Origin of the sequence: Vibrio neptunius (assembly GCF_000967495.1) — a bacterium.
GTDB classification, from domain to species: Bacteria; Pseudomonadota; Gammaproteobacteria; order Enterobacterales; family Vibrionaceae; genus Vibrio; species Vibrio neptunius.
Map to the genome: position 1 here is coordinate 169909 of NZ_JXXU01000048.1, position 25248 is coordinate 195156.

At 42.0% G+C, this 25248-nt stretch carries 34 protein-coding genes; 20 read left to right on the forward strand and 14 right to left on the reverse strand.

Annotated features, from left to right (window positions below; translation table 11 throughout):
• Positions 1-120: 120 nt before the first annotated feature.
• Together TW84_RS17800 and TW84_RS17805 are read left to right on the forward strand one after the other, a co-directional pair.
• Entirely contained in the window at positions 121-690 is a 570-nt protein-coding gene (locus tag TW84_RS17800) for an SPOR domain-containing protein (protein WP_045976959.1), read from the forward strand.
• 157 nt (positions 691-847) lie between these two features.
• Positions 848-1837, forward strand: a complete 990-nt coding sequence (locus TW84_RS17805) for a D-alanine--D-alanine ligase (protein ID WP_045976960.1) — start codon at positions 848-850, stop codon at positions 1835-1837.
• Here TW84_RS17805 and TW84_RS17810 read toward each other — a convergent pair.
• A complete protein-coding gene (locus TW84_RS17810) occupies positions 1834-2790 on the reverse strand; it encodes a tyrosine-type recombinase/integrase (protein WP_045976961.1) in 957 nt (318 codons plus the stop codon). The two genes, TW84_RS17805 and TW84_RS17810, sit on opposite strands and share 4 nt — an antisense overlap.
• 98 nt (positions 2791-2888) lie before the next feature.
• On the opposite strand from TW84_RS17810, the gene TW84_RS17815 reads away from it, so the two are divergent.
• Together TW84_RS17815 and yciH are read left to right on the forward strand one after the other, a co-directional pair.
• Entirely contained in the window at positions 2889-3260 is a 372-nt protein-coding gene (locus TW84_RS17815) for a DUF3319 domain-containing protein (RefSeq protein ID WP_045976962.1), read from the forward strand.
• A gap of 6 nt (positions 3261-3266) precedes the next feature.
• Positions 3267-3578, forward strand: a complete 312-nt coding sequence (yciH, locus tag TW84_RS17820) for a stress response translation initiation inhibitor YciH (protein WP_045976963.1) — start codon at positions 3267-3269, stop codon at positions 3576-3578.
• Positions 3579-3728: 150 nt separating this feature from the next.
• On the opposite strand, the gene TW84_RS17825 is transcribed toward yciH, so the two are convergent.
• The gene (locus TW84_RS17825) at positions 3729-4097 is read right to left on the reverse strand and encodes a DUF3693 domain-containing protein (protein WP_045976964.1); all 369 of its coding nucleotides are present in this window, start codon (positions 4095-4097) and stop codon (positions 3729-3731) included.
• A 117-nt stretch (positions 4098-4214) separates the two neighbouring features.
• Here TW84_RS17825 and TW84_RS17830 point away from each other — a divergent pair, with 117 nt between their 5' ends.
• From TW84_RS17830 to TW84_RS17870, 11 genes are all read left to right on the forward strand, one after another.
• Complete coding sequence (locus tag TW84_RS17830; RefSeq protein ID WP_045976965.1) at positions 4215-4769, forward strand: 3'-5' exonuclease; 555 nt, start codon at positions 4215-4217, stop codon at positions 4767-4769.
• 3 nt (positions 4770-4772) lie between these two features.
• Positions 4773-4997: a hypothetical protein gene (locus tag TW84_RS17835; RefSeq protein ID WP_045976966.1), complete on the forward strand. Its 225-nt coding sequence runs from the start codon at positions 4773-4775 to the stop codon at positions 4995-4997.
• Positions 4990-6249 carry a replication initiation factor domain-containing protein gene (locus TW84_RS17840; RefSeq protein ID WP_240478194.1) on the forward strand — a complete coding sequence of 420 codons (1260 nt, stop codon included), beginning with the start codon at positions 4990-4992 and terminating at the stop codon, positions 6247-6249. Before TW84_RS17835 ends, TW84_RS17840 begins: the two co-directional genes overlap by 8 nt.
• Positions 6240-6554: a hypothetical protein gene (locus TW84_RS17845; protein WP_045976968.1), complete on the forward strand. Its 315-nt coding sequence runs from the start codon at positions 6240-6242 to the stop codon at positions 6552-6554. Before TW84_RS17840 ends, TW84_RS17845 begins: the two co-directional genes overlap by 10 nt.
• A gap of 3 nt (positions 6555-6557) precedes the next feature.
• A complete protein-coding gene (locus tag TW84_RS24170) occupies positions 6558-6782 on the forward strand; it encodes a hypothetical protein (protein WP_084720258.1) in 225 nt (74 codons plus the stop codon).
• Between the two features lie 34 nt (positions 6783-6816).
• Complete coding sequence (locus TW84_RS17850) at positions 6817-7035, forward strand: hypothetical protein (RefSeq protein ID WP_045976969.1); 219 nt, start codon at positions 6817-6819, stop codon at positions 7033-7035.
• Positions 7036-7173: 138 nt separating this feature from the next.
• Positions 7174-8445, forward strand: a complete 1272-nt coding sequence (locus TW84_RS17855) for a prefoldin domain-containing protein (RefSeq protein WP_045976970.1) — start codon at positions 7174-7176, stop codon at positions 8443-8445.
• Between the two features lies 1 nt (position 8446).
• Positions 8447-8791 (forward strand): DUF2523 family protein, encoded by a 345-nt coding sequence (locus TW84_RS17860; protein ID WP_045976971.1) that lies wholly within the window; start codon positions 8447-8449, stop codon positions 8789-8791.
• A 4-nt stretch (positions 8792-8795) separates the two neighbouring features.
• Positions 8796-10157, forward strand: a complete 1362-nt coding sequence (locus TW84_RS17865) for a zonular occludens toxin domain-containing protein (protein ID WP_045976972.1) — start codon at positions 8796-8798, stop codon at positions 10155-10157.
• Between the two features lie 9 nt (positions 10158-10166).
• The gene (locus TW84_RS24920; RefSeq protein WP_167336333.1) at positions 10167-10334 is read left to right on the forward strand and encodes a hypothetical protein; all 168 of its coding nucleotides are present in this window, start codon (positions 10167-10169) and stop codon (positions 10332-10334) included.
• Between the two features lie 11 nt (positions 10335-10345).
• Positions 10346-10537, forward strand: a complete 192-nt coding sequence (locus TW84_RS17870; RefSeq protein WP_045976973.1) for a hypothetical protein — start codon at positions 10346-10348, stop codon at positions 10535-10537.
• Positions 10538-11340: 803 nt separating this feature from the next.
• On the opposite strand, the gene TW84_RS17875 is transcribed toward TW84_RS17870, so the two are convergent.
• Positions 11341-11712, reverse strand: coding sequence for a phage protein (locus TW84_RS17875; RefSeq protein ID WP_045976974.1), 372 nt, complete (start codon positions 11710-11712; stop codon positions 11341-11343).
• Between the two features lie 177 nt (positions 11713-11889).
• Here TW84_RS17875 and TW84_RS17880 point away from each other — a divergent pair, with 177 nt between their 5' ends.
• The gene (locus tag TW84_RS17880) at positions 11890-12501 is read left to right on the forward strand and encodes a hypothetical protein (RefSeq protein ID WP_240478195.1); all 612 of its coding nucleotides are present in this window, start codon (positions 11890-11892) and stop codon (positions 12499-12501) included.
• A 322-nt stretch (positions 12502-12823) separates the two neighbouring features.
• Here TW84_RS17880 and TW84_RS17885 read toward each other — a convergent pair whose 3' ends face one another.
• Positions 12824-13216, reverse strand: a complete 393-nt coding sequence (locus TW84_RS17885) for a hypothetical protein (RefSeq protein WP_045976975.1) — start codon at positions 13214-13216, stop codon at positions 12824-12826.
• Positions 13217-14074: 858 nt separating this feature from the next.
• Between TW84_RS17885 and TW84_RS23775 the strand changes: the two genes are divergently transcribed.
• A complete protein-coding gene (locus TW84_RS23775; protein ID WP_084720259.1) occupies positions 14075-14809 on the forward strand; it encodes a DUF2799 domain-containing protein in 735 nt (244 codons plus the stop codon).
• A 384-nt stretch (positions 14810-15193) separates the two neighbouring features.
• On the opposite strand, the gene TW84_RS17895 is transcribed toward TW84_RS23775, so the two are convergent.
• Both TW84_RS17895 and TW84_RS17900 read right to left on the reverse strand, forming a co-directional pair.
• The gene (locus tag TW84_RS17895) at positions 15194-15475 is read right to left on the reverse strand and encodes a hypothetical protein (protein WP_045976976.1); all 282 of its coding nucleotides are present in this window, start codon (positions 15473-15475) and stop codon (positions 15194-15196) included.
• Between the two features lie 57 nt (positions 15476-15532).
• A complete protein-coding gene (locus TW84_RS17900; protein WP_045976977.1) occupies positions 15533-15829 on the reverse strand; it encodes a hypothetical protein in 297 nt (98 codons plus the stop codon).
• An 833-nt stretch (positions 15830-16662) separates the two neighbouring features.
• Here TW84_RS17900 and TW84_RS17905 point away from each other — a divergent pair.
• Entirely contained in the window at positions 16663-16899 is a 237-nt protein-coding gene (locus tag TW84_RS17905; protein ID WP_045976978.1) for a hypothetical protein, read from the forward strand.
• A gap of 226 nt (positions 16900-17125) precedes the next feature.
• Here TW84_RS17905 and TW84_RS24455 read toward each other — a convergent pair whose 3' ends face one another.
• The 3 genes from TW84_RS24455 to TW84_RS17915 all read right to left on the reverse strand — a co-directional run bounded on the left by TW84_RS24455 (position 17126) and on the right by TW84_RS17915 (position 18709).
• Complete coding sequence (locus tag TW84_RS24455) at positions 17126-17281, reverse strand: hypothetical protein (protein WP_157634060.1); 156 nt, start codon at positions 17279-17281, stop codon at positions 17126-17128.
• A 13-nt stretch (positions 17282-17294) separates the two neighbouring features.
• Positions 17295-17852: a hypothetical protein gene (locus tag TW84_RS17910; protein ID WP_045976979.1), complete on the reverse strand. Its 558-nt coding sequence runs from the start codon at positions 17850-17852 to the stop codon at positions 17295-17297.
• A 170-nt stretch (positions 17853-18022) separates the two neighbouring features.
• A complete protein-coding gene (locus tag TW84_RS17915; RefSeq protein WP_071209565.1) occupies positions 18023-18709 on the reverse strand; it encodes a hypothetical protein in 687 nt (228 codons plus the stop codon).
• A gap of 461 nt (positions 18710-19170) precedes the next feature.
• Here TW84_RS17915 and TW84_RS17920 point away from each other — a divergent pair, with 461 nt between their 5' ends.
• Positions 19171-19476 carry a hypothetical protein gene (locus tag TW84_RS17920; RefSeq protein WP_045976980.1) on the forward strand — a complete coding sequence of 102 codons (306 nt, stop codon included), beginning with the start codon at positions 19171-19173 and terminating at the stop codon, positions 19474-19476.
• A 38-nt stretch (positions 19477-19514) separates the two neighbouring features.
• Positions 19515-20099, forward strand: coding sequence for a hypothetical protein (locus TW84_RS17925; protein WP_240478196.1), 585 nt, complete (start codon positions 19515-19517; stop codon positions 20097-20099).
• A 634-nt stretch (positions 20100-20733) separates the two neighbouring features.
• Here the strand turns inward: TW84_RS17925 and TW84_RS24180 are convergent.
• The 5 genes from TW84_RS24180 to vxrA form a co-directional block, all read right to left on the reverse strand.
• Positions 20734-20883 carry a YoaH family protein gene (locus TW84_RS24180; RefSeq protein ID WP_084720260.1) on the reverse strand — a complete coding sequence of 50 codons (150 nt, stop codon included), beginning with the start codon at positions 20881-20883 and terminating at the stop codon, positions 20734-20736.
• A 64-nt stretch (positions 20884-20947) separates the two neighbouring features.
• On the reverse strand, positions 20948-22162 hold the full coding sequence (locus TW84_RS17930) for a conjugal transfer protein TraF (RefSeq protein WP_045976982.1): 1215 nt from the start codon (positions 22160-22162) through the stop codon (positions 20948-20950).
• Positions 22163-22221: 59 nt separating this feature from the next.
• Complete coding sequence (locus TW84_RS17935) at positions 22222-23094, reverse strand: DUF2861 family protein (protein ID WP_045976983.1); 873 nt, start codon at positions 23092-23094, stop codon at positions 22222-22224.
• Positions 23094-23753 (reverse strand): response regulator transcription factor VxrB, encoded by a 660-nt coding sequence (vxrB, locus tag TW84_RS17940; protein WP_045976984.1) that lies wholly within the window; start codon positions 23751-23753, stop codon positions 23094-23096. The genes TW84_RS17935 and vxrB overlap by 1 nt, the downstream gene beginning before the upstream one ends.
• Complete coding sequence (gene vxrA / locus TW84_RS17945; RefSeq protein ID WP_157634061.1) at positions 23728-25227, reverse strand: sensor histidine kinase VxrA; 1500 nt, start codon at positions 25225-25227, stop codon at positions 23728-23730. Before vxrA ends, vxrB begins: the two co-directional genes overlap by 26 nt.
• Between the last annotated feature and the right edge of the window lie 21 nt (positions 25228-25248).

The following is a 25248-nucleotide window of genomic DNA, read 5'->3' on the forward strand; positions in this document are numbered from 1 at the left end:
ACTTCGACTTTGTGTCATGGGTCACAGTGTATTTATATATAATTAAAATGTTGGCTTGATTCTCTCGCTATCTAACGGCATGATTTACAGTAATTTCTACAAAAGGCATTTGAAGAATTCATGAAAAAAATCGCAATAGTTGGCTTATCAGTGGTGCTTTCAGCTTGTGTATCGAGTGATTACGTCACCGACGTATCGTCTGAAAGTTATCGTGAAGATTACAAAACAGCGGCAATAGAAAAGCCGATTGTTTCGGAGCAAGGCGTTACCAACGGCGTCACGGAAGAAGCGGTTAAGACGGTTAGGCCGATGGCTGAGAAGCAAATGACTAAGATGCAATCTCACACGAATGCCAAGCCAGCAGTGGCGATTATTCCACCCACCGCTAAACAGAAAGCGTCGAACCCACGTTATGGCTTCACAATCCAAGTGGTTGCTGTGGGAAGTCAAACTAAGGTTGACCAATTTGCGCGCAAATTACCGCGTGACGGTGAACCTGTTTGGGAGAACTATAAAGTCGTAAATGGCACTAAGTGGTATACTGTTCTCTATGGAGACTACGCCACTCGAGCTGATGCGAAAAAAGCGATTTCGAAGCTTCCTAGTGAGCTACAGGATATGAAACCTTTTGTTAAAAGTATCGATGCGATTAAAAACTCTGAGTTCCCATCATTAAACAAACTTAACTAATTCTACTCAAAAGGGGCATTAGCCCCTTTTTTAATGCATATTTAACGACCAATCAAACCGTCAAACAGTCATAATTCGGTTAAAACGATGAATCCGAGCCGAGATTTGATTATGATTGCTTTACCAATCCCTCTGTTATTTCACGGAAAGATCTTTAATGGCGATTACAACAATTTTACTTCTTTGTGGTGGCGGTGCTGCTGAGCATGAAGTGTCACTCGTATCAGCAGATTTCGTTCAGTCTCAACTTGAACTTACCCCAGAATTTGAGGTTATTCGAGTGGAAATGAAACCCGAAGGTTGGTATCACGGTGACCAATTAGTGTACTTGGATACCAATGCCGGAACACTCAACTCAGAAATGGAAGCAACCAATCTCGACTTTGTGGTGCCTTGTATTCACGGTTTTCCGGGAGAAACGGGGGATATCCAGTCGATGCTTGAATTATCTGGCATTCCTTATCTGGGCTGCGGTTCTGAAGCGAGCACAAACAGCTTCAATAAAATTACGTCAAAGCTTTGGTATGATGCGCTCAATATACCTAATACGCCATACATCTTTTTGTCTGAAAACAACCAACAAGCGTATGATCAGAGCATAGCGGCATTCGAAGAATGGGGAAGTGTATTTGTCAAAGCGGCAAGGCAGGGGTCATCTGTTGGTTGTTACAAAGTGACGCAAAAAGAGCAACTTAGTCAAGCGATAGACGATGCCTTTGGTTATTCAGATCAAGTGTTGGTTGAAAAAGCGGTCAAGCCTCGTGAACTAGAAGTCGCAGCATATGAATATCAAGGTGTACTGCATGTTACGCCACCAGGTGAAATAAAAGCACCTGAAGATTCATTTTACTCGTATGAGGAAAAATACAGTGCAGATAGCCATTCAACAACAGACGTGGAAGCAACTGATTTAACCAAGGACCAACTTATCGTTATACAACAAGCGGCTGAAAAAGTGTTCAAACAAATGAAACTTCGTCACTTGTCACGTATCGACTTTTTCCTGACTCCTGAAGGGGACGTTTACTTAAATGAGATCAATACCTTCCCTGGAATGACACCTATTTCAATGTTTCCGAAAATGGTTGAGAATCATGGCTTAAAGTTCTCAGAATTCTTGGCTGATTGCGTAAAAAGCTCGCTTTAAGCCCAGGGTTTAAAACGTTTAAATATCATCATCTCTGCTTCTGCGGTGACCTTGCTTCCTAAGTACTGATAGGGCATCGCAGGACTTAACCATCGACCATAATGTTGTATATCGATAGTTTTCACCCCTTTACGGGACATTTCTTTCACCGCGCCAACTCTCAATGATTGTCCTGAAAACTTCACATTCAGTTTAAGTTTGTCACTTGCAGCTCTTAGAATTCTATAAATAGACGAATCATTCAATGGCTCAAGACTAATATTATTGTGCTTATCAATCGCGCTGAACAAATACGTGTTTTGTCGTGGGAGGTGTCTCAGCCATCTGGTTAAATACTGGTAAGCATGATCGGAAAGCACATAATGAGAATCAGCCACAAAAACAGTACACTCAGCCATATCTAGCTTAAGGTCATTTCGGGTCAATTTCTTTAACTCGGAACGTTTTAGCATACACTCGAACATGAGATGATAAATCGCTATATCACGTACCACTCTAATCGAGGATTTGTTGTCGAGTTTCTGTGTCAGCTGCTCAAGATGCTTTCTTTCAAAGGGAACAGCAGAGCGAGCATCACCAGATTTGTCAATTCGTAACTTAGATAATGATTGCTGTACACTAGAGTGGCTTGTAGGGTCTTTCATTGCCAATATTCTATGGATAAGAGATATTGTTACAATGTAACGCCTTAATGTTGAATACTTTCTTTGTATAGACTCTCTTTCTATAAACAATCGGACTGCGGTCGCTGAAGCGGGTAGAGCAGTGACCGATTTCTTGTGGCAATAGCTGGTAAAGAGATTCCAATCTTTTGTTAATGCTAACAGTGAGTTATCTGCATACTGACCATCTGTGAGTGAGTTCATATTGTCAACGTTTACGGCTTGAGTAAGCTGTTGAATGAATCGATTTTTTGTATCTAAATCTGTGATTGTCCTAATGTTTTTTCTCATTTAAGCGCACTATAACAATATTATCCTTGTCCAATATACTTGATTAAGGGCGATATACAATTATTATTAATTTAACTCATTACTAAATAAATATGACTATGGCTGCTGCGACATATCGAGGTTTCACCCTCAAGACTGCTGGAAGTTCTACCGATGTATGGCAAGTACAGATAAAAAACCATGTTTTATCTGGAAGCATGCCAGCAGTAAAAAAGAGTATTGATTGGTTTTGTGATACTGCCACAATAATAGACCCCAAGGAGTTTGGCTCGCTGGGAAATAAAAAGCAGGCAGAAAACAATCCATCTCAAGAGAACTTTCACGGTTACACCATAAAAAATGATACTGGCGATCCTAACTCTTGGTACTGTTTCTTCAATGGAAAGCTAATTAAAGGCGGAAAGCTTGCGATCCAGAAGCATATAGAGGCATACTTGCTGGCCAAACAAAAAGCCGAACAGAAGAAGTAGTTATTCATGAGTCTTGTTTATTCGACAGAAGTTGGTCGCATCAAACCTGAAGAAGAAAAAGTCCAGCGACCGAAAGGCGACGGGATCGTTCGTATCCAGCGTCAAACGAAAGGACGCAAAGGTAAAGGTGTGTGTATTGTCTCGGGACTGGATCTGGATGACGCACCACTTAAACTATTAGCCGCTGAGTTAAAGAAAGTTTGTGGATGTGGCGGTTCCGTCAAAGATGGCAACATTGAAATCCAAGGTGATGCCAGAGATAAGATCAAGGCGCATCTTGAAAAGAAAGGCCATACAGTCAAACTTGCCGGTGGCTGAATCTTAACTAATAAAAGTTAGGTTAATCTTTGATTAAACTAAATGTTTATTAGGTATTTTATGGTAAATAGCATTATGTTTAATGACTAAGCCAATAGAGAGTCGAAGAAAGCACTTGTGCAAGAGTGCTTTCTATTTGTAGTTTTGCATTTAACATAACGTACATAATGCGCACTTAGATAACGCTTCTGTAGGGCTGCCAATCCACATAGCCAATCCCATGCAAGCTATTGATATTCCTTGTAAACCGTGCCCGTTAAACTTTTTTGCGATGCTTTCCCACATCGCTTTGATGTCTGGGTTATCGTTGCGATCAGCGTGGCAACCCAATAATGCTAGCTCAGGGTCAATTCCTGCGTTTTCAGCTAGAAAAACTGCTTCTGCATCAGATATATAGCGGCGGCCTTTACGCATTTCACTGATTCTAGAGGCCTTCACGTTTAGGTCATGCGCTATTTGTTTGTCTTGTAGGTAGTTTTGAGCCTTTTTATAGGCATCTAATAACTGACTTTGGTACATAGCAATTCCTCCTTTAACTGGATTCTAGCTCATTGGTTACGAATTTTCGTATCTTGCGGTTACGAATTATCGTAATTAGACTTACGAAAAATCGTAATCCTCACCAAGGGGCTCAAATTGAAAACTCTAAACTTATCAAACGCGATCATCTTGGACACTGAGACCACGGGTCTGGATTCTAACGCTCGTATTGTTGAAATCTCAGGTATTTGCGCGGTCACTGGTGACGTGCTGTTTAATGAGTTGGTTAATCCGCTGTCTCCAATTCCTGCTGAGGCGCAAGCCATTCATGGTATTACGAATGAAGACGTTGCCACTAAACGCACGTTTGATGTGGTTTGGAATGACATTAAATCCCATCTTTTCGAAAATAATGTTCTGATTTACAACTTCGATTATGACTACCGTCTTATTGAGCAATCTTTGTCTGATTTTGATTATCCGACACAAAACCTTCCTCACTTCTTGTCTGGCCAATGCGCCATGCTCTGGTACGCCGAATACTTCGGTGACTGGAACGACTATCACGACAACTACCGCTGGCAAAAGCTCGTCAATGCGTGCTTGCAACAAGGCATTGATACGTCTGACCTGACCGCTCACCGCGCTCTGGCTGACTGTGAAATGACTCGCCGCCTTATTCATGCTGTTAACGCTAAGTTAGGAGCGTAATTCATGCCCTTTGCATCTAAACCTCTACGCAAATCGCCTGTGTACTTCGAGCACCATGCTGACGGCTTCTGGTGTTCGATTGATGGTATTCCTGAGTACTTCAAAACCAAACACGAAATGTATCTGTATGCGTGTGAATCAGACCGAGAACTGATTGAAATTACTCACGAAAACGAACCTGAACTGCGTGCCAATGGTGCTTTTGAGCGAGTGTTTCACGATGAATAGAACGGTTATCGATTATGTGAGCTTTTCAGGCTCCCCGCTGCTCTTAGAACGCTGCAAGGAAATGGCAAAGCAACGTTTTTGTCTTGAGCAAATCAATGAGTTTCAGTCTCAGAATGCGGTGGCTATTAAGCACCGTGAACAGACTAAAATCATGCACTTTGCGGAAAACTTGGCTAATGAGTTGGGTGATTTTGATTCTCAAGATTTTGCTAACCGTGATTTGTACTTTGCTGCCATTGACAAGGAATTGCGTGACGCGGACTTGGTTGTGAATACGGATGTGTCATTCAATGAGTGTTACCAGCACCTTATCTCAAACATTGGTATCGATATGCTCGATACGCTTTGTCATGGTGAAATTGAGTCTTTCCTTGAGCTGCTTGAGGATGAGATTAGCTACGAAAAAACCAACGTCTGGACCCTTGAGCGTCGAGGTGGTTTTTCAGGATATCGCTATTCTGCAAAGCTTCTTTGTAACGGCTCTCAGGCGGGTTTAGTTGCTTGGGGTGCGGCCAACTTTGGTTATTACGTGTCCTTTTCTGGTAAAGGTTGTGAGGCCATTAACATGGAGGCCCTTCACAAGGCTTTGAATCAAATGATGGGTGCAAAACTCACTCGTGTTGACCTCGCTCTGGATGATCTTCAAGGCAATGTCACTATTGATGATATTAAGCAAAAGTACATTGATGGTGAATTTATCACTCGCGGTACTCCGCCTAGCTGGGGTGAGTTCTGGGGTGGAAAAGGCATGAGTAAGGAAGACCGCAAAAAATGCGGTTTGGTCCCTGACGCGGGTCATACCTTCTATGTTGGTGCTCGTGAGAACGGAAAGATTTTCCGCGCTTACGATAAGGCGGCTCAACTGAAGTGTGAAGAGTATCCAAACTGGAACCGCTTTGAGGTTCAGATAGGAAATCGTTACAGGGTAATTCCTCTTGATATATTGATTAACCCCGACCCTTATTTCGCAGGTGCTTACCCTGCCCTTGCTACTTTGTTGGACGATGTGGAGCCTATCCGCATCTCAACCACCAAGATTCAATTCATGACCTCATTTGATAATGCGGTCAAACACGCTCGCGTTCAGTATGGAAAGCTGGTCAATGCCATGCGCCAACTGTACGACGACGATAAACACATCATCGAGACTCTCACCAAGGGACTCGAATTAACAGATATCCCCGACCGCATTAACTTTCCAGTCGGTCGGGACTTCCACCTAGAAGAAACTGGAGAAATATTATGCCATTAACAGTTGTTGTCATCGGTTGTGAACACTCTCAAGGTCTATCCAAAAAGGATGACCGTCCTTACAACTTTGCTCAGGTGAATTACCTCGCCTCTAACGAGGGCTGGAAATCAGAGAAAGGCGAATGTAAGCCTGTCGGTTTGGTTCAAAAGCAAATTGCAATGAACCCTAACCCGTCTCTGGTTGCGGCCTTCAAAGAACTTGAAGCGCAATTCCCTATGATGTGTGAGCTTCATCTTGATGCTGACCCTCAGAATCCGGCACGAAATATTGTTGTCGATATCAAGCCTGTTACTGGTAAGGCTTAACGCATGGCTAAGTGTGTAATCGAGCAAAGCGGCTATTTGGTCACATCGCCTAGCGTGTGCGATTACATGATTTTGACCTCTGAGGAAGTTAACCAACTTACACAGTCTTTCTCAGGGTCACTCACTATCGATTCTGACCTTTACCAGCTTGTTTCAGGGTATCTATTGCTCTCGTTTGTCTCAGGTCATGTACTGGGAAGGATCGTAAAAACTCTGGGGCGCAAATAGCCCTAAATAACTCACTAACAACGGAAATATGATTATGAAATACCTAAATATGGCTAAAAAACATGGTTCAAAAATCGCACTAGGTTCTGCTGCTTTTATATCAAGTTCTGCTTTTGCTGATGATGCTATCGGTACTGCTATTTCAGCGGCTGTCGAAGCGGGCAAGGCAAATTATACCTTAGTTGTCATTGGCCTTATTACTCTCTCTGCGCTTGCCTTTGGCCTTGGCCGTATCACTGGTAGCATGAAATAAGGTGCTCTTATGGTTAGCCTAGTATCGGACGTTGTAACGATTGTTCTGGCTATATCGGTCTTTTCAGCGTTTCTCTATGGCTTTTACACTGGTGTTAACGCCTCCTAGTTTGGGGGCGTTTTTCTTCTGGGTCCTTCTATGCGTAGCGCAATTAACACACTTCTCGTTCTCCTTTCCCTTATGACTGCCTTGCTTATCTCTGCGTCATCTTATGCTTCAAGTTGTCCTATTGGTGATACACCTTCTTTAAAGTTTCCTGCTGGTACATCCAAGGTTAATTCTGCCTGTGTTGACGGTTGCAAGGCTGTTGAGGGCTTTAACGGTCAGAATACATGGGTATGTAATGACAGTTACTGTACTGCTTATTACACAACGACAGGCGAAAGTTGTACGGGTGAGGACGACACGGACGGTAGTTGTGACGATACGGGAAACTGCACGCCAGATGATAACGGTGATGGTGACAATACCGATTGTGGTGGCGGTGTTTGTGATTATCCTGCCGACATTAGAAGTTTGCACGATGCGATTAATTTCGCTGAGGAGGGAAGTTTTAATGTTGCAGATAAGCCTGCTATTGGTTTGAAAAGGACTCAAATCCTCTCTGTTCGCTCTGGTATTATTGGGGCCAATTACACAAGAAGATTGCTTGATAAGTTGGAGCAAGTCCGTTCAGAGAATTTCTCTGATATGGATGCCTCACTTGGCACCATAAAGGACAAAACCAATTCTATTGAAGGTAAGATGAATAGCATCTCGCTCAATGTTCATAACATGGCTGATGATGCTGACCAATCCGCCAATGCTCTTAATCAAATCAGTAATAAGCTTGACCAGCTTATCGAAAACACAAAGCCCGAAGAGGAGCCGGATTGTACTCCTGTGCCTCCTTTGGGCTTGCCCCCTCCAGATTGTATCCCTCAGCCCTCCGGCGTTGAAATGAAGTTAGATGGTATCAGCAACACATTGATTAACAACGGAGTTAACGCCTCCTTAACGGGTCAGGAAATTAAATCCTCTATTGATGGTTTGTCCAATGACCTCAAAGACATTAAAGATGCGCTTTCTGATGATGGCTTCGAGCAACGCGACCCAATTGGTAGGGTCGATTTTAGTGAAAATCCTCTCTATGACGAATCCAAAATTGAGGCGATAGAGAAGGAAGTCGAGGACCTTGAGAAGGCGTATGACGAGAAGATTAAACAATTTCAGAGTTTGATTGGCTTCGATGAGTCCAAATTGAACGATGGTAAATTCGTTAATCATGCTTTGAATTTTCGTTTAGCTAATGGGGTAACGTTTACGGGTGTTTCTAGCGTTCTTCCTGCCTTGGTGGATATCTCTTACTGGATAGCCAACGCCCTTTTATTTATGGCCGTCATTGTTGGCCTTCGACAATTAGGTAATTGATATGGAAACTATTCTAAGTCTTCTCCAGAGTCTGGGTGATGCAGGTCAGACGGTGGTCGATTTTTTTCATGCTGCTCCTAGCTGGTTTGAACAAATCTTTATCTATCTCAATGCTTGGTACGTCAAGATTCGCCTTGTCATCTTGATCAAGTATCTAGAGCTTACCTACCGCACGGCTGAGTATCTTCTGAATGAAATTGGAGTTACTCAGTTAATCATTGATACCTTTAACGCCTTACCTAGTGAGGTTCGTTTCTACGCGTTTCTTTTCAAAGTCCCTCAAGCTATTAGCATCTATTTGAATTTCATTGCGACGGGCTTTGTGATCAAAATAACGAGGATGTAACCCCATGGCCGTACGTATCAGAACGGGCGCAAATGGCGCCTACAAATCATCTTATGTGGCTTACTTTACGGTTTTAAAGGCTCTTAAAGCGGGACGGGTTGTTGTCACTAATATTCAGGGTATGGCCCCGCTTGATATCATGGAGCAGCGCCTTGATATCAAATTCCCTTCAACTGCAAAATTGATTCGTATATCGAGTAAGAACGAGCGCGGCTTAGAGCTGTGGCAGTACTTCTTTTGTTGGGCCCCTCTTGGGGCTTTAATCGTCATTGATGAGTGTCAGGATATCTTTTCCCCCAAGGTTGGCTTTGACATCAAAAAGATCCGTTACAGACCCCTTCAAGAGTTCCTGCCGAACCTTCCCGACGGTTACGAAGACTTTTTTAACTCTCGATATGTGCCTGTCAACATGGAAGAGTTAGACCCTTGTGATATCGACGATTGCGGTCATGCAGAGTATGACCAGGGCGGACGAATCATCTATCCGTTTACGTTCAATGAGGGGTTCATGCGTCATCGTCACTACAACTGGGATATTGAACTTCTGTCACCGGATTGGAAGCAGATTGATTCAGGCATTAAGGCCTGTGCTGAGGAGTGTTTTTTCCATAAAGGCCGTGATGGTTACTTCTGGGCCAAGCGCAAGCCCTACATCTTTCGACATGACAAGACGGTCACTACGCCGTCTATTCCTAAAGGCTCTCATCCTAACCTTACCACTCAAAAAATCCCGCTTGATGCCTTCCTTCTGTATAAGTCCACAACGACAGGAACGGCCCAATCAACGGGGCAATCTAACCCGCTTTTTCGCAGTCCCAAATTTATCGCGGTCTGCTTTCTTATCATTTTTGGTCTGGGGTATTTAGTCTATGGTCTATCCGATTTGGTTAATCGTTATTCTGAGGAAGATACGCAAGCGCAAGCGGCTCCATCTTCGGATCCCAATGCCTCGCAAACTAGTCAGCCTAGTCAAGCGAGTGCTCAAGGGGATTCTTCTTTATCTGATGGTGGGGATAGCTATCCGGTTAACGTTAGTCCCATTAATCCAGATGCTCGTCTAGAGGTCCTTAGAAACATGTTAGGTATTTACGACATTCAATCTCTTTATTACACGGGCCACACAACCAAACATAGTGACAATGGCTTTGACTTCTTTGTCACACTTGAAGCGGTTACCCCGCTGGGAACGTATCACCTCAATGATGCTTTTCTAGCGGCCAACGATATCAAGTATGTGCATTACGGTGACTGTTTACTCAAGCTCACTAAGCAATCTCTTAATTTAAACGTCTTTTGCAAGCCAGTGCAGCGAGAGTCGCTAGAGCGCGGCTCTGATTCTCGTTCACCTGAAATCAAACTGTTTTAAGGATTACCTATGGAAACCATTACTTTTACTCAAGCAGAAATTGAGTTCATTATTGAATCGTTCTTCCTGTATAGCTTTGCTGGCGTAACGGCTGCATTGCTTTTCTATGATGGTGTTATGTGGCTTTTTGGCGAGTCGGCCAGACTGGTAAAGTCTCGTTTGAAAGATAATCAGTAAGAGGTGTTGTTATGAGTAGAAATTCTCAGTATGAACAACGTCAGCGTGATAGTGGGCTCAAGAAAATAACTATTTGGGTTCCTGAGGATAAGGAGTGCGACGTCAAAGAGGCGGCACAGCGTATGTGTGAAGATAGGGATTTGACCATAGCTACACTCCGTAATCTTGTTTCTGGTCGTTTGGCCTCATTGTTACGAAAATAGCCCCTGTCACTGGTGACGCTCTAGCCCCGCAGGGATAAGCCAACACGATAAAGGTTATGGGGTTGGCTCCCTCAACTTGGCGATAACAAGCGCAGCGCAGCTCCCCTAACTGAAACCACAAAATCCCCCCTTCCCCTTGCTAGAATCAGCCTTGCAGAGACTAACAACACCAGTGGCGCGCAATGCCACTGCAACCCGCTGAATTTTCCGCACACAATCATTTGAGTGTCGAAAATGATTGAATGATAAACAGCACCAGCGACTAAGCGACGACGACGAAGACTGAGGAGGAGAAGCGCGGAGCTAGGTGCGCCATCTGTTTAATTGTTCCTCCCTGCTCTATCTCTGGCCCCACTCCATCGTTCCGCAAGCGTTAGCGCGCCAGTGTCTGAGCGTCAGCGAGTCTACCCCGTATAGTAATACGGGGTGAAAGTCTTACTTCTATCAAACTATTTACGGGGGTCTATTTCGAGGTACGTATAGGTAGAGACGTAGCAAAAGATGATGATTGTGCTGAAGATCGTATTCAAGATAGAGCCACCGATTATTAATGAGTATCCTAGATTTAAATACGGAGTGATTAATTCAACGTTGACCATCCATGAGTACGATATTTCCAGAGCGACTATTAGAAAAGAAAGCTTGTAAAAACTGATCATGATTGAATGATTTTTTTGACTTATCCCTTTTTTGAAGGCAACTAGAACCATAGCAGGGACGACCAAAAGTACTAACTCTAATATAATCAATTTCCATCTCGCTTCTTTTTCATAAGTTACTAATTAGTATAGGCAATTATTTGACTATAGTTTTTTTAGTTTACTTAATGCCCTCGCCAATTTCAGCAGTTGGGTAGATGTTAAGATTTCCAGTTCAGAGTTAATCTCAAGCAACCCTATACCTGCTAGAATTTGTTGTGGTGTAACGAGTTGTCCAGTTGGAAGCTCCAAGGAGTTTTTATTCATCCTAAAGCCTTGCCACTCCTCTGAATGTGATAGCTCTGACCTTTTGTATATTCTCATAAGCCTTTTGCATTCTTTAGGAATGGAATTGCCAGAGTCCCACCCTTTGACGGTTCTCACACTTTTAAAACAAAGATGTGCTGTTTCTTCAATGGATAAGCCGCATTCAAATTCACGAAAAATGTAGTTCTTGGTCATTTCGTGATACTTCATGATTTACTCTCTCAAAAGCGAAAGAGTTTATTAATCTATTGATAGATATGATATGAATGCTATTGAACATAAGTCTGCATAATGCGCACTAAAGGAGGCAAAAAAGAAAGGCAACTTTATACGTTAATTCAATCAGTTACCTTTACTTTTTGTCTCTTCAATCAAGCTATTTTTTGATTGTCTTCCAAACGTCTCAATGCTTCGATTGCACGATCGTTTTTAGAACGTTCAGCGATGATTGCTAGCAAAGTTAAATCTACATCTAACCCAAGCATATCTGCTATATCAGCCGCTTTTCTCACAGAGAACGGCCGTGCCACTCAGCAAAGCATGGTAAACGATGTTGCTCGCTTTATGTATGTTCTTGTCAATGAAATGTGCCTGACTACAGGCAAAATTGGCGTTGATACGCAACACGGCTTTATTTTTAGAACTTGGGGTTACATTGGCAAAGAACTCAACATGCCTGAATGGCGTGTTAAACAGTGCAAAGGTTATGCGATTCGTAAAGGATGGATCACCTCAGTTCAGCCTCGTGAGCGTTATACAGGCAAAGATAACCTCGAGAAATGGCGCGGCTTAGCGTCGATTAAGAAGATCACCGATAAATATTTTGCTGATTTAGGGATGCTTAAAGAACGTCTTGAAGCGAAACAAAAGGCACGCAAGTACCTAAAGAAACGTGCAACTCAATGGCAGCCTATTAAGTACATTCCAACGCCTATCACCATCACCTTACTCGCTCGTCGCCGCAAAGAGCATCTGCTAGCATCAAGACCAGTAGTGTAGGCCACTCGAGGAACTTAACCAGGTGGTTGAGCCTGAAGAAGTACCACCCGAAGACATATCAAGCACCTCGGAAATACCTCAAGAACCCGAATCCCCTGCCCCTAACTCCAAAGGCTCTGGCTGGCTGTGTGCCGGCATCGGCGCTGCTATTTAGCTACGATAGAACTTATTCCATATTCTTCTTGTGTAAGAAGCAATAAGAATAACCCCAATCACATAAAAGCCAGCCATATCAAAAAAATACCAGAAACACCACGCGACCAACGTACAAAGTAGAGAGAACAGTATTAGCTTTATCTTGTCTTTAATAAATGAAATCATATTAATTCTTACGCAAAAGTTTATGACCATCATGACTAGTTAGTGCAGCGTCAGCAGCCCACGAAGGAAGGCCTAAAGTTCGAAAAGCCTCCTTAAACTCTAACCTGTTACATGATGTTGCTCTCTTTGAAGCCATAACAGCGGAACCAATTATGGCACCAGCCCAAAAAGCAGCACCAATGCCTGCCAATTGTTTACTTGCTCTTCCAGCAGAAACAACAGAAAGAGGAACATCATATGCTTTTACTGATAATGCTGTTTCTATTGCTGCAAGAGCAGCACTGACCGTTGTTACTGAGCCAAAAACTGTTTTTGGTAAAGGCAGGCTCATTGCAGCCATGTTGCTTTCAATATTGTATTCGAAGTTGTCTAAGTTAAATTTACAAATAGCCATACTATAAACCTTCTAGTTATTCATATCAAAACACTTAAAAATCAGTTAATTAGAATCATGCTCACACCATGCGGATGTTGGGCGGGGCAGAAGAAACGGACAGGATATCCGAAACCTTTTATCGAGCAATAGTCTATAAAAACCAGTTGTTTATCCTTGTATTCATATGAAAGGTTATTCAAGCCAACCCTAACTAGAAGTAAATAATGTTTAAAAATGCATGTTCTACGCTCTGAGTGAAGCAAAGTACAAAGTTAATTTTACAACCAAACTCGACCACATAACCGTCTCAAAGTATAGGTCTACGCTAATGCAGTATCGCTGGTTCATGTGGTACTGCGCATCTTTTAGCAAATTCACATCGCTTGCAAGCCGTAAATCAGATGGCCGCCGCAAGTTCTCGGAGTCTACGGGGCTTCTTCTTTCTCGCTTGGTTCGCTTTTTGTCTGTTCAATTACTTGCTCTTCTTAGGGCATAACGTTAATGGTGGTCTGCGAGAGCTCGCTCATAGATGGTCACCGCAATGCCTATTGAATTGGTTTGTCTGATGTTGTTGCTTATACTGCGCGAGCAACACGCACTCACCAACAAATTCGAAGGAATCGCGAACGACCTACTGAACTATCCCAACACTGTCGATCAACTTTTGCACATTGTTTGAATAATTTAACTGCCTATTTTGCTGCTCAATGGGTGTAGCGCAATTTTAAGCATTCATCCTCTTTGAACTTATAAGTTTATTTCGTTTTTTCAATGAGTTAACATTGATTCATAAAATAAATTTTTTTGCTCATTTTACAAGCAAAGTGAACATTTTATGTGTTGTCTTCAAAATTCGATCTAATCTAAAAAATCAATATGGAATTTAATTTTATGCGCAAATATTGCATTGTCCCACTTTATGCCATTTTACTAGGATCTGTATCAGGCTGTTCATCTATTAGTGAAGAAGAATGTTTGCTTGGGGATTGGTATCAGGTTGGCCTATCTGATGGTCAGAAAGGCAAAAATAGTCATGCTGCCGAATATAATAAAGACTGTTCAGAGTATCAGGTGCAAGTGGATGTTAAGCTCTATAGCGAAGGTCGAAGTGAAGGGCTTAAATCATTTTGCACTTATGAAAATGGTGTATCACTTGGTAAGTCCAACCAAAGCTATAATAATGTATGCCCTGCGGAACTTTCGCTCGAATTTTTATCGGGATATACGCCATATCATAATTTAGCAAGTGCGCAATCAGAACAACGCTCGTATGAAAGTAACATCAACCATTATGTTGCATTGCTTGATGGTCAAAGCCTCAGTGATAGTGATAGAAAAAACTATGAGGCGAACCTTAAATCTGCGAGATATAAGTTAGACCAAGCAGAATACAAGGTAAGCAAATACGAGAATGAACTCGCACTGCATAAAATTCAGGTTGAGAAGAACAAGATAGTTGAAGAGCTTTCTAACAATGATTTACCTAACAGCCGGAAAGATCAATTAAATAAACGATTAAATACTCTGGATAAGCAGCAATCATTCTATGAAAACTTATCACAAACGGAAAATACCATACGAAGCATAAAAGGAATTGCTGACTTGTTTTAGTGAGTTTGGCCCGCATTATAATAATTCGATTAAGGACGTGCTACACCGGCGGATTATAAAACGTCGGTGTACTTGGCTTTGTTAGTTTAATACGGGTACCTGGTTGCATGCATTAGATTTCATTTTTAATATTTTCGCATTTTTGGTTACACCGTCACGCAAATAACCCTAAGAAGTAGTTGTTTAAGGAAAAAAATGGTCTTTTTCTGATGGCGGCTATAGGGGAAAACAGTGCCTCTTGACTACCTTTTCATTAAGGTAACGGTATAAATCTGCTCGATGATGCTCATAAATATTTGGGCATTTTAACGGTACCACGCCCTCTTTGAGTGCAATTCTGGCTGAAAAATGAACGAAAATCACCTTCCTTCAGAATAAAGCAACCTACTCTTTCGATTCTAGAATCAGTTTAATAGAAAAATAATAGTACGCAGAAACAAAGCTAAGATAACCTACTAACTCCGTCTCACTGACTAGGTGAATATAGCCATCATTGAGTTCATCATAGACACCAAGCAAGCCTGCGATTAACGTATTAATCAACACAACATAAACAAGAGTGCGGGAGACTCTTTTCTTAAAAGTACCTAGGTACATAAAGTAAAACATAATAATAGCACTAGTGATCTGGTACCAGTTCGCAGTAGCTTGTTCAAAAAAGCCCATATATGAGAAACTTGTTATCACTAGAAGTATAAAAAATATTGCCTTGTTTAGCATTGACTACCACCAGTACGCAGTAGAAAGAGAGTTTGGGTTTTTGGGTAAGCGGGATAGCCCGTCAATATCTCTTAAGTAGGCTCTATAAAAATTAGTTCTTCTTGCTCCATATGGTGGTAAGGTCTTTAATGATTCGATAGCTGCCTGAATATAATCATCATTGTATCTTGCACCTCTTTCAATTGCTGTATGAATTGCTGGCACCAACGCCTTGTAATGTCGTTCATTTGATACTTTATCTGAATAAACACCATAGATAGAAGTGATCGCGGACCAAACTAGTGATGCTGGATTTGACATGTAAATCTCGTAATTTCTTTAATTGTGTAGCTAGCATAACTCAATATATTACTAGACAAAAGTTTGGCTTACCAAAGATAAAATCATTTGCCATCGTAGTAAAATGTCTTGTAAAACCGAATATACGTAACACAGTTCAAGTTTCTCTGATAATTTATCAAATTAATAAGTCCGTTTTGCTTTTAACTGAGAAAGCCAGTTAGAAAATAATAAGAAAAGATTTGGTTTACTCCACTTCTCAATTGGTAACGCCTATCAATAGACAAATAAAAAAAGAAATAACCAGCATCGGATAGATCCGAACATAGTTGGGGTTATAAACGGCATGAAGTTGAGGTGTAGGTACAGTTCTGTATGTTATCTCTATGCTGTGGGTGCAGACTTACTTTGACGTTTTTTCACTGCCTTTATTCCTTAACTTATAGTTGGCATTAGCAGTTTTCTTTTCTCCAAAGACGCTATCTTTTCTTCGGTCTCAACAATGGCAATGGTATCTACTCTATTTGGCGTTGTCGCTGAAATTAGTGCTACCCTTGCTCTACACCTTATTCATTGTTTTACTCGTCCCCCTACTTTGCTGAAAACATAGCGTAAAGTATCGGAATACGAGATTTGTATTCGGCTTAAGCTCCCTAATCCGCATCTATCGCATAAACATTGAGCAGATGCCTGCTATTGGTGTCGGAAAAGGAATACTGTAAGAAGTCTATAGTGATATTGAATGCAAGTTATTTGCTAGTCTTCTCATTTAAATACATTCATTTGATTGATGAAAACTGATTCATTGGGTAAGATCTTGCTCTTTTTCTATTCAATCAAAGGAAGTTCTTATTTTGAAGAAATATTTTCTGCTTGTGCTGTGTCTTTTTCCGTCAATTGTGTTTTCAGCAACAGCGTTTAAGACTTACGTTTCTGGTGAAGTTTATGACATAACTAGTACTCGAGATGGATTGTTGATTAGAGTTGACGAACGCAAAGTGCCAACAGACTGCAATGGCGTTAACCCTAGTGGTTGGATGCTAGAACAAAACAATGATATCTGTTGCTCTTGCTATGAGGGCGCAGGGTAAAGGAATGGCAACAATTTATACTGATGGTGTTCAAGGAGGCTTTTGTACTGTCTCTCAATATGACCCACATAATTAAATAAGTAAGGCGCTTTTATAGCATTTGAAGCGGGCTGATATACGAGACAAACTATCGTCATCAGCCCATTTTTTGGTAATGGTGACAGAGTTTTTCCATCTCTGTTCCTCCTTTAGTGAAATGTTTGATGTTTTTGGTTTTAACAACCGCTTAGCGCTCAAATGCTTCGCTTTCTTCTATCGGCACTTTGTAACGCTCATCTTGCAGTAATACACAGGCTGTTTGGAGAAGGACTTGCCTGACTTGGTGTTTCGACGGTCGTTTGGCTTTTACCTTCATGCTTTTCTTTCGAGTATACTTCATCATCTTTGCGTCTCCGCTAGCAGGCAGTTTGCACAGATGTGCTGAAGAACAAATCTTGCTGACATTCAAACAACTCTTCAAATGTGGCGTACATGGTACTGGCATCAGCATCAGTTTTATAAAAACCAAACATTTCATAATGTGGAATCAAATTTTCAAATGGCTCGACAATATGCACACCAGAATGGTTGGGATAGAGTGACATAAAGTAGACGGAGGCAATGGAGACTATAGAGACCAATCGGTGTTGGAGTTGTTGCTCATGGACACTGAGGGCCAACTGCTCGAGTAAAATCACATGAAACTGCTCTGCAAGGCCATCATATATTCCAATCACCGCACCTTGGAAATCCTCGTTATTGATAACTTTCAGTCCCATATGAAGTGTACTTGTGGTTGAACACATCATCGGATGATAGCCTAACCAATTCAAATCACAGGGTTCGTGATTGACGATATCTTCATAATCATGGTTGTCGAGAGCCGTCACCAACACACCCATTTGGGCTTTGTCCATGACTTGCTGAAGAAAGGACACGGTCTCAAGTACTTCTCTGTTTATTTTTGCTTCCATTTTGCCACCTTACATTGGATTCCAGATAAAACCATAGGAGGGCTTCTTTCATTCGACCTATAAATAAGAATTATTTATCCGTTGTCACACAAGAGCTATTAATGAACGCAGTCTCTTGTTGAGCTATTGAGTTGATTAACATACATAGTTTGTCCCCGGTATTTACCTTTTTATGATGAGTTAGCTTTGCTGAGCGGGCCAAAGGTTAAGTCTGTCCGTGTTGTCGAACGTAGCTTTGGTTTATCTGTTTGCGGCGCTGGGCAATGCGCCTGGCTAGAAGCCAATAAGTCCAGCTCATGGTCAAGTAGCATCTCGAACAGCACGTCTTGTTGACGTTCGTAAAGGCTATCAAATGTGCCGAACATCGCTGGCTCATCCTGCCCATACCCATAATCTAATAGTTTGTATCCATACAGACCATATTTTGATCGGAATGTATTGGGCGGATTGATGATGTACACGCCATGGCTATCAGGATATGTCGAGAGAAAATACAAGGCGATGTAAGTGACCATAGACATTAATCTATCGGTATTTTCGTGGGCTGAATCTTCCGTTCGCGGCTCCAGCAACAGTGGATGTAATCTCCTGATGCGACTATCGTAAACACCTATAAATATACCGAGCTCCGACTGTTCATTGAAACGCTTAACATTAATATGAAAATTTCGTTTTAAAGAACGGGAAACATGATGGCGATTGAGCCATTTCGTCATCGAACTGTCGTCGAAAGCTATTGACTGGTAGCGCAGTTCATTAAGCGAAGATATTTTCAGTTCTAAATGGGTGCGATCGATCAGCTCTTGTAAGAACTGAACATCAATCGATTGGCGTTGTAGTGACGTTGGTTTATTCATGGCTTCACACCTTTTTATTTTTCACACCTTTTATTTAATTAACGCGTGGTGAGAATTACTATATTGATAGTATTTAAGGGTCTAATTAAGGAAAGTGCGAGAGAAAATATTATTAATTAAAATAAATAATGAGATATTAATTGGTAAATGATTAGATAACAAACATATAGATATTGAAAATTTATTAGTATTATTTATCTTTTCGGGATACGTTATCTAAGTATTTGCTCCGTATCCGTTTACTTCTGAGTTCCGAAATTCGGTTATTTTAGTGAGAAAAATCAGGCGCTGATGTTTTGGAAACAGAAGGTAATGCCGCTTTGAGCTAATTTTTCACTCAATGACGATTGGTATCGCTCCCTGGTACTCACCTGTCTCAAATTCAAGAAGTGTATCATTATTTACAATATCATCATTTAGTTTTACTACACTGCTAGTGTTTAAGGGTTAGGAGGTATCCCATGGTTGCTGCCTTAGAACTATTGATGTTGACCATTCCGTGGTTGGTTTTTTCATTGGTCAGAAGTGAGCGTCTTTCAGCAACGCTAGCCTGCGGTTTGATTCTGCCGAGCTTTATTATTTTTCTTGTCGGCCTAATTTCGGGGTGGTTGTGCGTCATTGGTGTGATCAATTTAAATTGGCCCGCCTCTACTATATTTGTCGGTAATCAATGGTGGAATCTAGCAACTGGACCGATAGTAATCATGCTTTACTTGTTTGTGATGTCGGAAGTTTGTACGCTCAAGAGGCATGGTGGTCGTTATTAACTTTTGACTGGCTGGTGCTAGTAAAGAGTATACACCTTGTGCGACAATGCAATGTGTTTCACTCATTCTTCCCTTCTTACCCAATGAGACCACTTGCCTTAACCTTATCTCTATTGACACTCTCTGGCTGTACTCTCCCTGCGAACATTCAACCGACGCCATTTCTAGAAAACACTATGTTTGAACATGTCATTGGTGAACTCAATCCGGAAAAGAAGCATGTAACGTTTGTGTATAGTCGAGAAGGTGAAAGAGACAGAACGGTAGTCGTCAATGTCGATGTCGAACCGATTGAAATGCGTTTTAAACTCTGCGAAAACAACGGAGTTTATGTTGGATTGAGTCAAGTTGAGCTAGCAAAAATTTCACGTACGAAAGTGAATTGTGATTCCTGGCTCGCGATTACTCCTTTGGTTAACGGGAAATATGCTTTGTCTTACGAGCTTAACTTGTTGCTGGGTTTTCGGCCTATGTACGTTGAAGGCCAGCAAGTTTACGTTCCACTGAAGAAAAAGCTTGCCCAATATAAGGCTGTTTATACACCGAACTCGATTGCTCATCCTCTCAAAAGATACGCTAACGACACGATTATTGAATCAACCACCGTTGAGTTTAATTGGTAGTGTTTATTTAATCAGATAAATGGCAAGGACAGAGCAGCCAACCAGTTTGATAATCCATCAAAACTGTAGCTCGCACCTTTGCGCGCATGCTGTTTATTAGGCCAATACTTACCTGATTTTTCTTTTCAAATCCACATAACATGTTACGTTGTAACTCATCTTGAACGACAATACTTGGACTGGCTCATTGTTTGAGACTCTCACCAACACATCAAGTTCAGCCACTCTCATCGCCTATTACGGCAAGTTTACGAATTGGCGCACCGATAATGGAATGGGACAGAACAATACATTATCAATTGTTACGGCATAACACCATAGAGTAATACCCTAGCTGACAGTAAGCGCTTACAGACCAGATTGTCAAAAGTGTAATTTTATTACACAGCGCACTGAGTAAGGGCTTCTTGCAGTCAAAAGTTCTGCTGTAAGTTGTTGTATTGGCTGGGTATTTAACATTTCGGGAGTGAAGCTAGGTGCTTGGGAGTAATGCAGAAAGATATTTTTTATTGAGAAATATGTGGTAACTACCTACCTACCTACCTACCTACCTACCTACCTACCTACCTATCTTTTGCTGGTGACATAAAAAAAGAGAGCAATCTCTTGCTCTCTTTTTATAAAAATGATTGTTTTACTCTTTAGGCTCGGCCTGCTGTCTGATTTCCTCTGCTACAATTTTTATGGCTTCAGCTGTACTGACTCCCTGTGCCATCAGCTGTTGGATCTTTTCAACGGCTTTCTGCTGGTCTTGATGAGATAGAGGGGGAAAATCATCTAACATAAAAAAGGCTCCTGTTTATTTAGGAGCCGACTATATTACGATTTCTTTACTATCGCCAGCGCTTCTAATAACTTCCTAGGAAGTTAACGTAAGCCCCCATTGAGTTTTCGTTGGTATAGCTCGCGCCGATATCCATTTGAAATAGGTTCAATGGCGATAAGCCAATACCCGCTGTAATGGTGTCGTCCAAATTATCGTAAGCCAGGTTTCTTCGCCACCCTGCCCTCAGCTTAAGTTGACGCATGATATCGATTTCTCCACCGACTCTCACATATTGAGTGTTGTCTTTGAAATTGGTATATCGCTCGTCTTCATTGATATCGTAATCGACACTCAGTGTGGCATAGTCTGCAACCAAGCCAAGTCCCACGGTGTATTGTGGTTTCATCTGATAGGCGTATGAAGTCGCAGAAACTGTACGTGATTGGCTCGAGTCGATACTTGACGTCAGTGTCTGAGCAGGAAGCGTTTGTGTCATAATATCACGGGACACCAAATTCATGGCAGAGACGCCAACACGCAGAGGACCACGGAACCAAAGAAAGCCAGCGTCCATATTGAACATGGTTTCGCCAGTGCCATTATCACGCACATCTTTAATGTCGTAGTTGTTTAGATTGGCACTGTAGACATAGGTATAAACGCGTTGAATTTTAGGTGAAACACCAAAAGAAATATGCTGACCGAGGAAAGTTTGATACTTTGCCAGGGATACGCCAACTTCAGCCACCCCTATCGCAACCGCGTTGACTGCGCTAAGCTCTGCGTTAACAGCGGTATTTAAGTCGCTGTTACCTGTGTTTGCGCCTGAGTAAATATCAGTTTGGGCAAAGGACTCAGCGTATACTTTCCCGAATAAGTTAGCCGCAACAAAACTATTTGGTATAGCGAACGCGACAACACCGCCAATTTCGAGCTTGGCGATGTCATTTTCCAAGCCATCAAGCGTTGTCTGTAGGCGTGCTGAATCTTCAGCAGTAATGGTTTTACTGCTAACGGCACTATTAATGATGTCTGCAGCTTGGTCTAATCCGTCGACCATCTCATGTTCATCATTATAAGCTAAGCCAAAAGAAGGAATGAGCATGCCAACATCGTCATTGCGCCGATAAATCGCAGTGATCGCCGGGTTATAAAAAGGGGCGGTTAAGAAGTTTGCAGAAACAACCCCGACGCCACCCATTGCATCACCACGTGCTTCGACCGCATAAGTGGCTGCGTATGAACTTGAGGAAGCTAACGCAATAGACAACGATAGGATTTTTATTGAATTTTTCATATCGATATAAACTTTCTATTTCCATGTGTTTACATCGACCTATTGTGTCTTAACTTTAGTTATTCCTCTATAGAAACGTCGTATGTTTTACTAATTATTTGGGATTGTTCAACAATTATTGGACCTTGCCATCTTTGGTGGGTCATCGAAATGGCTAAAACGTATCTACCTGGGTCAACAATGTTTGGCTCTAATGTGGTTGGATAATCAGATACGTAGGTAGCTCCCCATACTTTGTTGTATTGGCCATCGACATAGTCATAAAGCGCCGTATCGAGTTTTGGTAATGGGCAGTGAGAATTCAACAATGCGTTTCTATCGACTCGCCATTGCTCTTTAGATTGCCAGCGAACTGTAACTTTTGCTTTGGGTTCACCAAATACAATCCAAGAACTCCATGATGTTTGATCTTTTGCGGTGACGTCTAAACGATATAGCCCCATAGGGATTTTACTATTTAGGTTGTAACGCTTAACGTAAGACTTAACCTGATTTTCTCCCTCAGCAAGTGTCACGAAGGAATTGTCAGTAGAAATGCTTTTTTGAACCCAGCGAGTGAGCGAAATATCAGTGATATCCTTGCGTGAGGCAACTTCAACCAAAGCTCGATAGGAATCTCGGCCCGGACTTTGTGTTTCGATGGCACGAACCGTGACGCCTTTTACCCAATCAGGAAAAGGTTTTGAATCGAGCCCCTTTCCACAATCAACTTGCAGTGATTGTTGAAACAACTCATTGAGGTGTGGTGATATCGCTTGGCTCTTATCCTGTTGCCACACTTCAACTATCGATGAAAACATCGCAGGCAAGTCATCATTGAGAAGATAACGGTGCGCTTGAGTCAGCGGCGAATTGCTCTCAAACCAAGGAGGATTGGCAGCAAAGACAGGCGTGCTCATTAGCACGCCTAAAACTAACGCTTTAACTTTCATTAGGCCTTCATTTTGTAGCCAACGCCACGAAGCGTTTCGATTTCCAATCCAGGAAGTTTTTGTCGTAACTGAAGAACATGCGTATCTACGGTACGAGTAGTTGGAAAATGATTATAGCCCCACACATGGTCCAGCAATTCATCGCGCGTAAATACCCGTCCCAAATTGCTTGCTAAGAATAGAAGTAAATCAAATTCAGTCCGAGTTAAAGTAATCGACTCTTCTTTGTAGAAGACTTCACGTGTTGCTTTATCTATCACTAAATGCTGGGTCTTTACCTTACTCTCGTCCTGTGTATCAGATTCGGGCGCTCTGAGTTGAGCACGAATGCGTGCAAACAGTTCAGCTTCTGCAAATGGTTTTGTTAGATAGTCGTTGGCACCTGCATCCAAGCCTGTGACTTTGTCTTTTACAGTGACAAGTGCAGTCAACAAAATGACTGGGACATCTTTGGTCTCTTTCCATCCGACCAAATGTTCAACTGAATCGCCATCTGGCAATTGTCGGTCCAAAATAACAAGGTCCGCTTTCTTCCAATATTGCTCTACATCAGCAATTGTTTCAGCGTGAAAACACTCATATCCTGCTTGCTCCAGGCTTACTAACAGGCCGTCGGCCAGGTTTTTGTCGTCTTCAACAAGAAGCAGTGTCTGTTTCACAAGGTATCTCCAATATAAACGTTGTTGGTGGACCGATCAGAGTCATTTTACCCCCCATTCTTCCCACCATTGATTCAACGATAGTTAAGCCTAAACCAAGACCAGCTTTGCTAACGAATGGCTTACGTAATTGTCGCCAATCCTTATGAGTTAGCTCACCTTGGTCAATGACCTTAACGGTAATTAAATTATCATCAGTGCTGATATCTAGCACTATCGGCGCAACACCATATTTAGTCGCGTTGCGTATCAGGTTATCAATACAAGTTCCTAACCAATAAACATTCAGCTTAGCTGCTATGTCTTCATTGATCTTTAATTCGATCTTGCCATTAAATTCTTCGTCTACCTTAAACTCCAGCCATTCTTTGACGGAGGGCACCCATTCAGTGGCCAAAGGTTTATTATCTGACTGCAAATAATCTTTGCTCGCTTCCGCCAGCTGACGCAGGCGTCGCGAATCTTCACACAAACGTCGAAATTCATCATATACGGATTCCGGCAGCTTCTCGAATTCCCGACGAAATCCCTCTACTGTTAGTGATAGACTCGCGATCGGGGTCCTAAGTTCATGTGTAAGTATCTGAAGAATCAACATTCGACTCTTCATCTCTTGTCGTTTTGTATTCCATCGGTAAACAGACCATCCCAAAACGAGCAGGATATTGGCAATCACCAACACGACCATGCTGATTCGCAATACTTGAGAATGATCTTCTATATCCCAACAAAGGTTGCCTCTTTGAACGAAACAGCTATTCGATTCACTTTTTAGCTGAACGCTTAACCCTGCATTGTCGGCATTCTGTTTCCAAACGCTTTCGCTAAAAATTAAGTAGCTATCATTTTGTCGCAGCCACAACTCGCCCTGCTCAAGAAACATACTAGAGCCTGAAAGCAAAGCGAGTATGGTTTCTTCATTCATCCTCTGTAAACGGCCAAGCAATGTTGCTCTTGGTGCTAATGGTCGCTCCTTAATATGCATGTACTGTTGCAACTGCCCTTGTCTTTCAGGGTGCAAAGCAACATAACGTTTTGCATAGGTACCACCGCCGGGGTGAATCAATCCACTGCGTGCGAACCACTTTTCACTCAGTTTTGTTCCTTTGCAAACGGCGCGAGTAAAGACGAGAGGTTCAGTAATCAACGGGCTTAACGGCAGCTTGCCAGTACAGTTTTGTGCCAATTGATATAAACGCTGAATATCTCTCAGCGGATACGATGATGTTTGAGGGAGCATTGAATCTGGTGTAATCAAACGGGTCGGATAATCAGACTGCATGATGCGAATGTCGTAAGATGCACTGAATTGATCGTGACTGAACGCATCGACAAATTGGTCGATGCGTTCTGGCAGCGAATTAGCGCTGACGTTAAAGCTCAGCGCTGCTGTGCATACTGTGAATATATTGAAAGCCGTTTTAATCAATGCAAAAAATCTATAAATCAGTAGGTTAGATTTAGAGTAAAGCATTATCGCAAAAATATGAATTTC

Excerpts from the sequence above, each read along its gene's own strand:
- TW84_RS17810 (WP_045976961.1), bottom strand. The coding sequence starts at position 2,790 with ATGAGAAAAAACATTAGGACAATCACAGATTTAGATACAAAAAATCGA.
- TW84_RS24455 (WP_157634060.1), bottom strand. The coding sequence starts at position 17,281 with ATGATGAAGTATACTCGAAAGAAAAGCATGAAGGTAAAAGCCAAACGA.
- TW84_RS17850 (WP_045976969.1), top strand. The coding sequence starts at position 6,817 with ATGAAATACCTAAATATGGCTAAAAAACATGGTTCAAAAATCGCACTA.
- TW84_RS17855 (WP_045976970.1), top strand. The coding sequence starts at position 7,174 with ATGCGTAGCGCAATTAACACACTTCTCGTTCTCCTTTCCCTTATGACT.
- TW84_RS17870 (WP_045976973.1), top strand. The coding sequence starts at position 10,346 with ATGAGTAGAAATTCTCAGTATGAACAACGTCAGCGTGATAGTGGGCTC.
- TW84_RS17875 (WP_045976974.1), bottom strand. The coding sequence starts at position 11,712 with ATGAAGTATCACGAAATGACCAAGAACTACATTTTTCGTGAATTTGAA.
- yciH (WP_045976963.1), top strand. The coding sequence starts at position 3,267 with ATGAGTCTTGTTTATTCGACAGAAGTTGGTCGCATCAAACCTGAAGAA.
- TW84_RS23775 (WP_084720259.1), top strand. The coding sequence starts at position 14,075 with ATGGAATTTAATTTTATGCGCAAATATTGCATTGTCCCACTTTATGCC.
- TW84_RS17800 (WP_045976959.1), top strand. The coding sequence starts at position 121 with ATGAAAAAAATCGCAATAGTTGGCTTATCAGTGGTGCTTTCAGCTTGT.
- TW84_RS24920 (WP_167336333.1), top strand. The coding sequence starts at position 10,167 with ATGGAAACCATTACTTTTACTCAAGCAGAAATTGAGTTCATTATTGAA.
- TW84_RS17910 (WP_045976979.1), bottom strand. The coding sequence starts at position 17,852 with ATGGAAGCAAAAATAAACAGAGAAGTACTTGAGACCGTGTCCTTTCTT.
- TW84_RS17805 (WP_045976960.1), top strand. The coding sequence starts at position 848 with ATGGCGATTACAACAATTTTACTTCTTTGTGGTGGCGGTGCTGCTGAG.
- TW84_RS24180 (WP_084720260.1), bottom strand. The coding sequence starts at position 20,883 with ATGTTAGATGATTTTCCCCCTCTATCTCATCAAGACCAGCAGAAAGCC.
- TW84_RS17895 (WP_045976976.1), bottom strand. The coding sequence starts at position 15,475 with ATGGGCTTTTTTGAACAAGCTACTGCGAACTGGTACCAGATCACTAGT.
- TW84_RS17845 (WP_045976968.1), top strand. The coding sequence starts at position 6,240 with ATGCCATTAACAGTTGTTGTCATCGGTTGTGAACACTCTCAAGGTCTA.
- TW84_RS17825 (WP_045976964.1), bottom strand. The coding sequence starts at position 4,097 with ATGTACCAAAGTCAGTTATTAGATGCCTATAAAAAGGCTCAAAACTAC.
- TW84_RS17885 (WP_045976975.1), bottom strand. The coding sequence starts at position 13,216 with ATGGCTATTTGTAAATTTAACTTAGACAACTTCGAATACAATATTGAA.
- TW84_RS17815 (WP_045976962.1), top strand. The coding sequence starts at position 2,889 with ATGGCTGCTGCGACATATCGAGGTTTCACCCTCAAGACTGCTGGAAGT.
- TW84_RS17915 (WP_071209565.1), bottom strand. The coding sequence starts at position 18,709 with ATGAATAAACCAACGTCACTACAACGCCAATCGATTGATGTTCAGTTC.
- TW84_RS17900 (WP_045976977.1), bottom strand. The coding sequence starts at position 15,829 with ATGTCAAATCCAGCATCACTAGTTTGGTCCGCGATCACTTCTATCTAT.
- TW84_RS17920 (WP_045976980.1), top strand. The coding sequence starts at position 19,171 with ATGGTTGCTGCCTTAGAACTATTGATGTTGACCATTCCGTGGTTGGTT.
- vxrA (WP_157634061.1), bottom strand. The coding sequence starts at position 25,227 with ATGCTTTACTCTAAATCTAACCTACTGATTTATAGATTTTTTGCATTG.
- TW84_RS24170 (WP_084720258.1), top strand. The coding sequence starts at position 6,558 with ATGGCTAAGTGTGTAATCGAGCAAAGCGGCTATTTGGTCACATCGCCT.
- TW84_RS17840 (WP_240478194.1), top strand. The coding sequence starts at position 4,990 with ATGAATAGAACGGTTATCGATTATGTGAGCTTTTCAGGCTCCCCGCTG.
- TW84_RS17835 (WP_045976966.1), top strand. The coding sequence starts at position 4,773 with ATGCCCTTTGCATCTAAACCTCTACGCAAATCGCCTGTGTACTTCGAG.
- TW84_RS17935 (WP_045976983.1), bottom strand. The coding sequence starts at position 23,094 with ATGAAAGTTAAAGCGTTAGTTTTAGGCGTGCTAATGAGCACGCCTGTC.
- TW84_RS17865 (WP_045976972.1), top strand. The coding sequence starts at position 8,796 with ATGGCCGTACGTATCAGAACGGGCGCAAATGGCGCCTACAAATCATCT.
- TW84_RS17860 (WP_045976971.1), top strand. The coding sequence starts at position 8,447 with ATGGAAACTATTCTAAGTCTTCTCCAGAGTCTGGGTGATGCAGGTCAG.
- TW84_RS17930 (WP_045976982.1), bottom strand. The coding sequence starts at position 22,162 with ATGAAAAATTCAATAAAAATCCTATCGTTGTCTATTGCGTTAGCTTCC.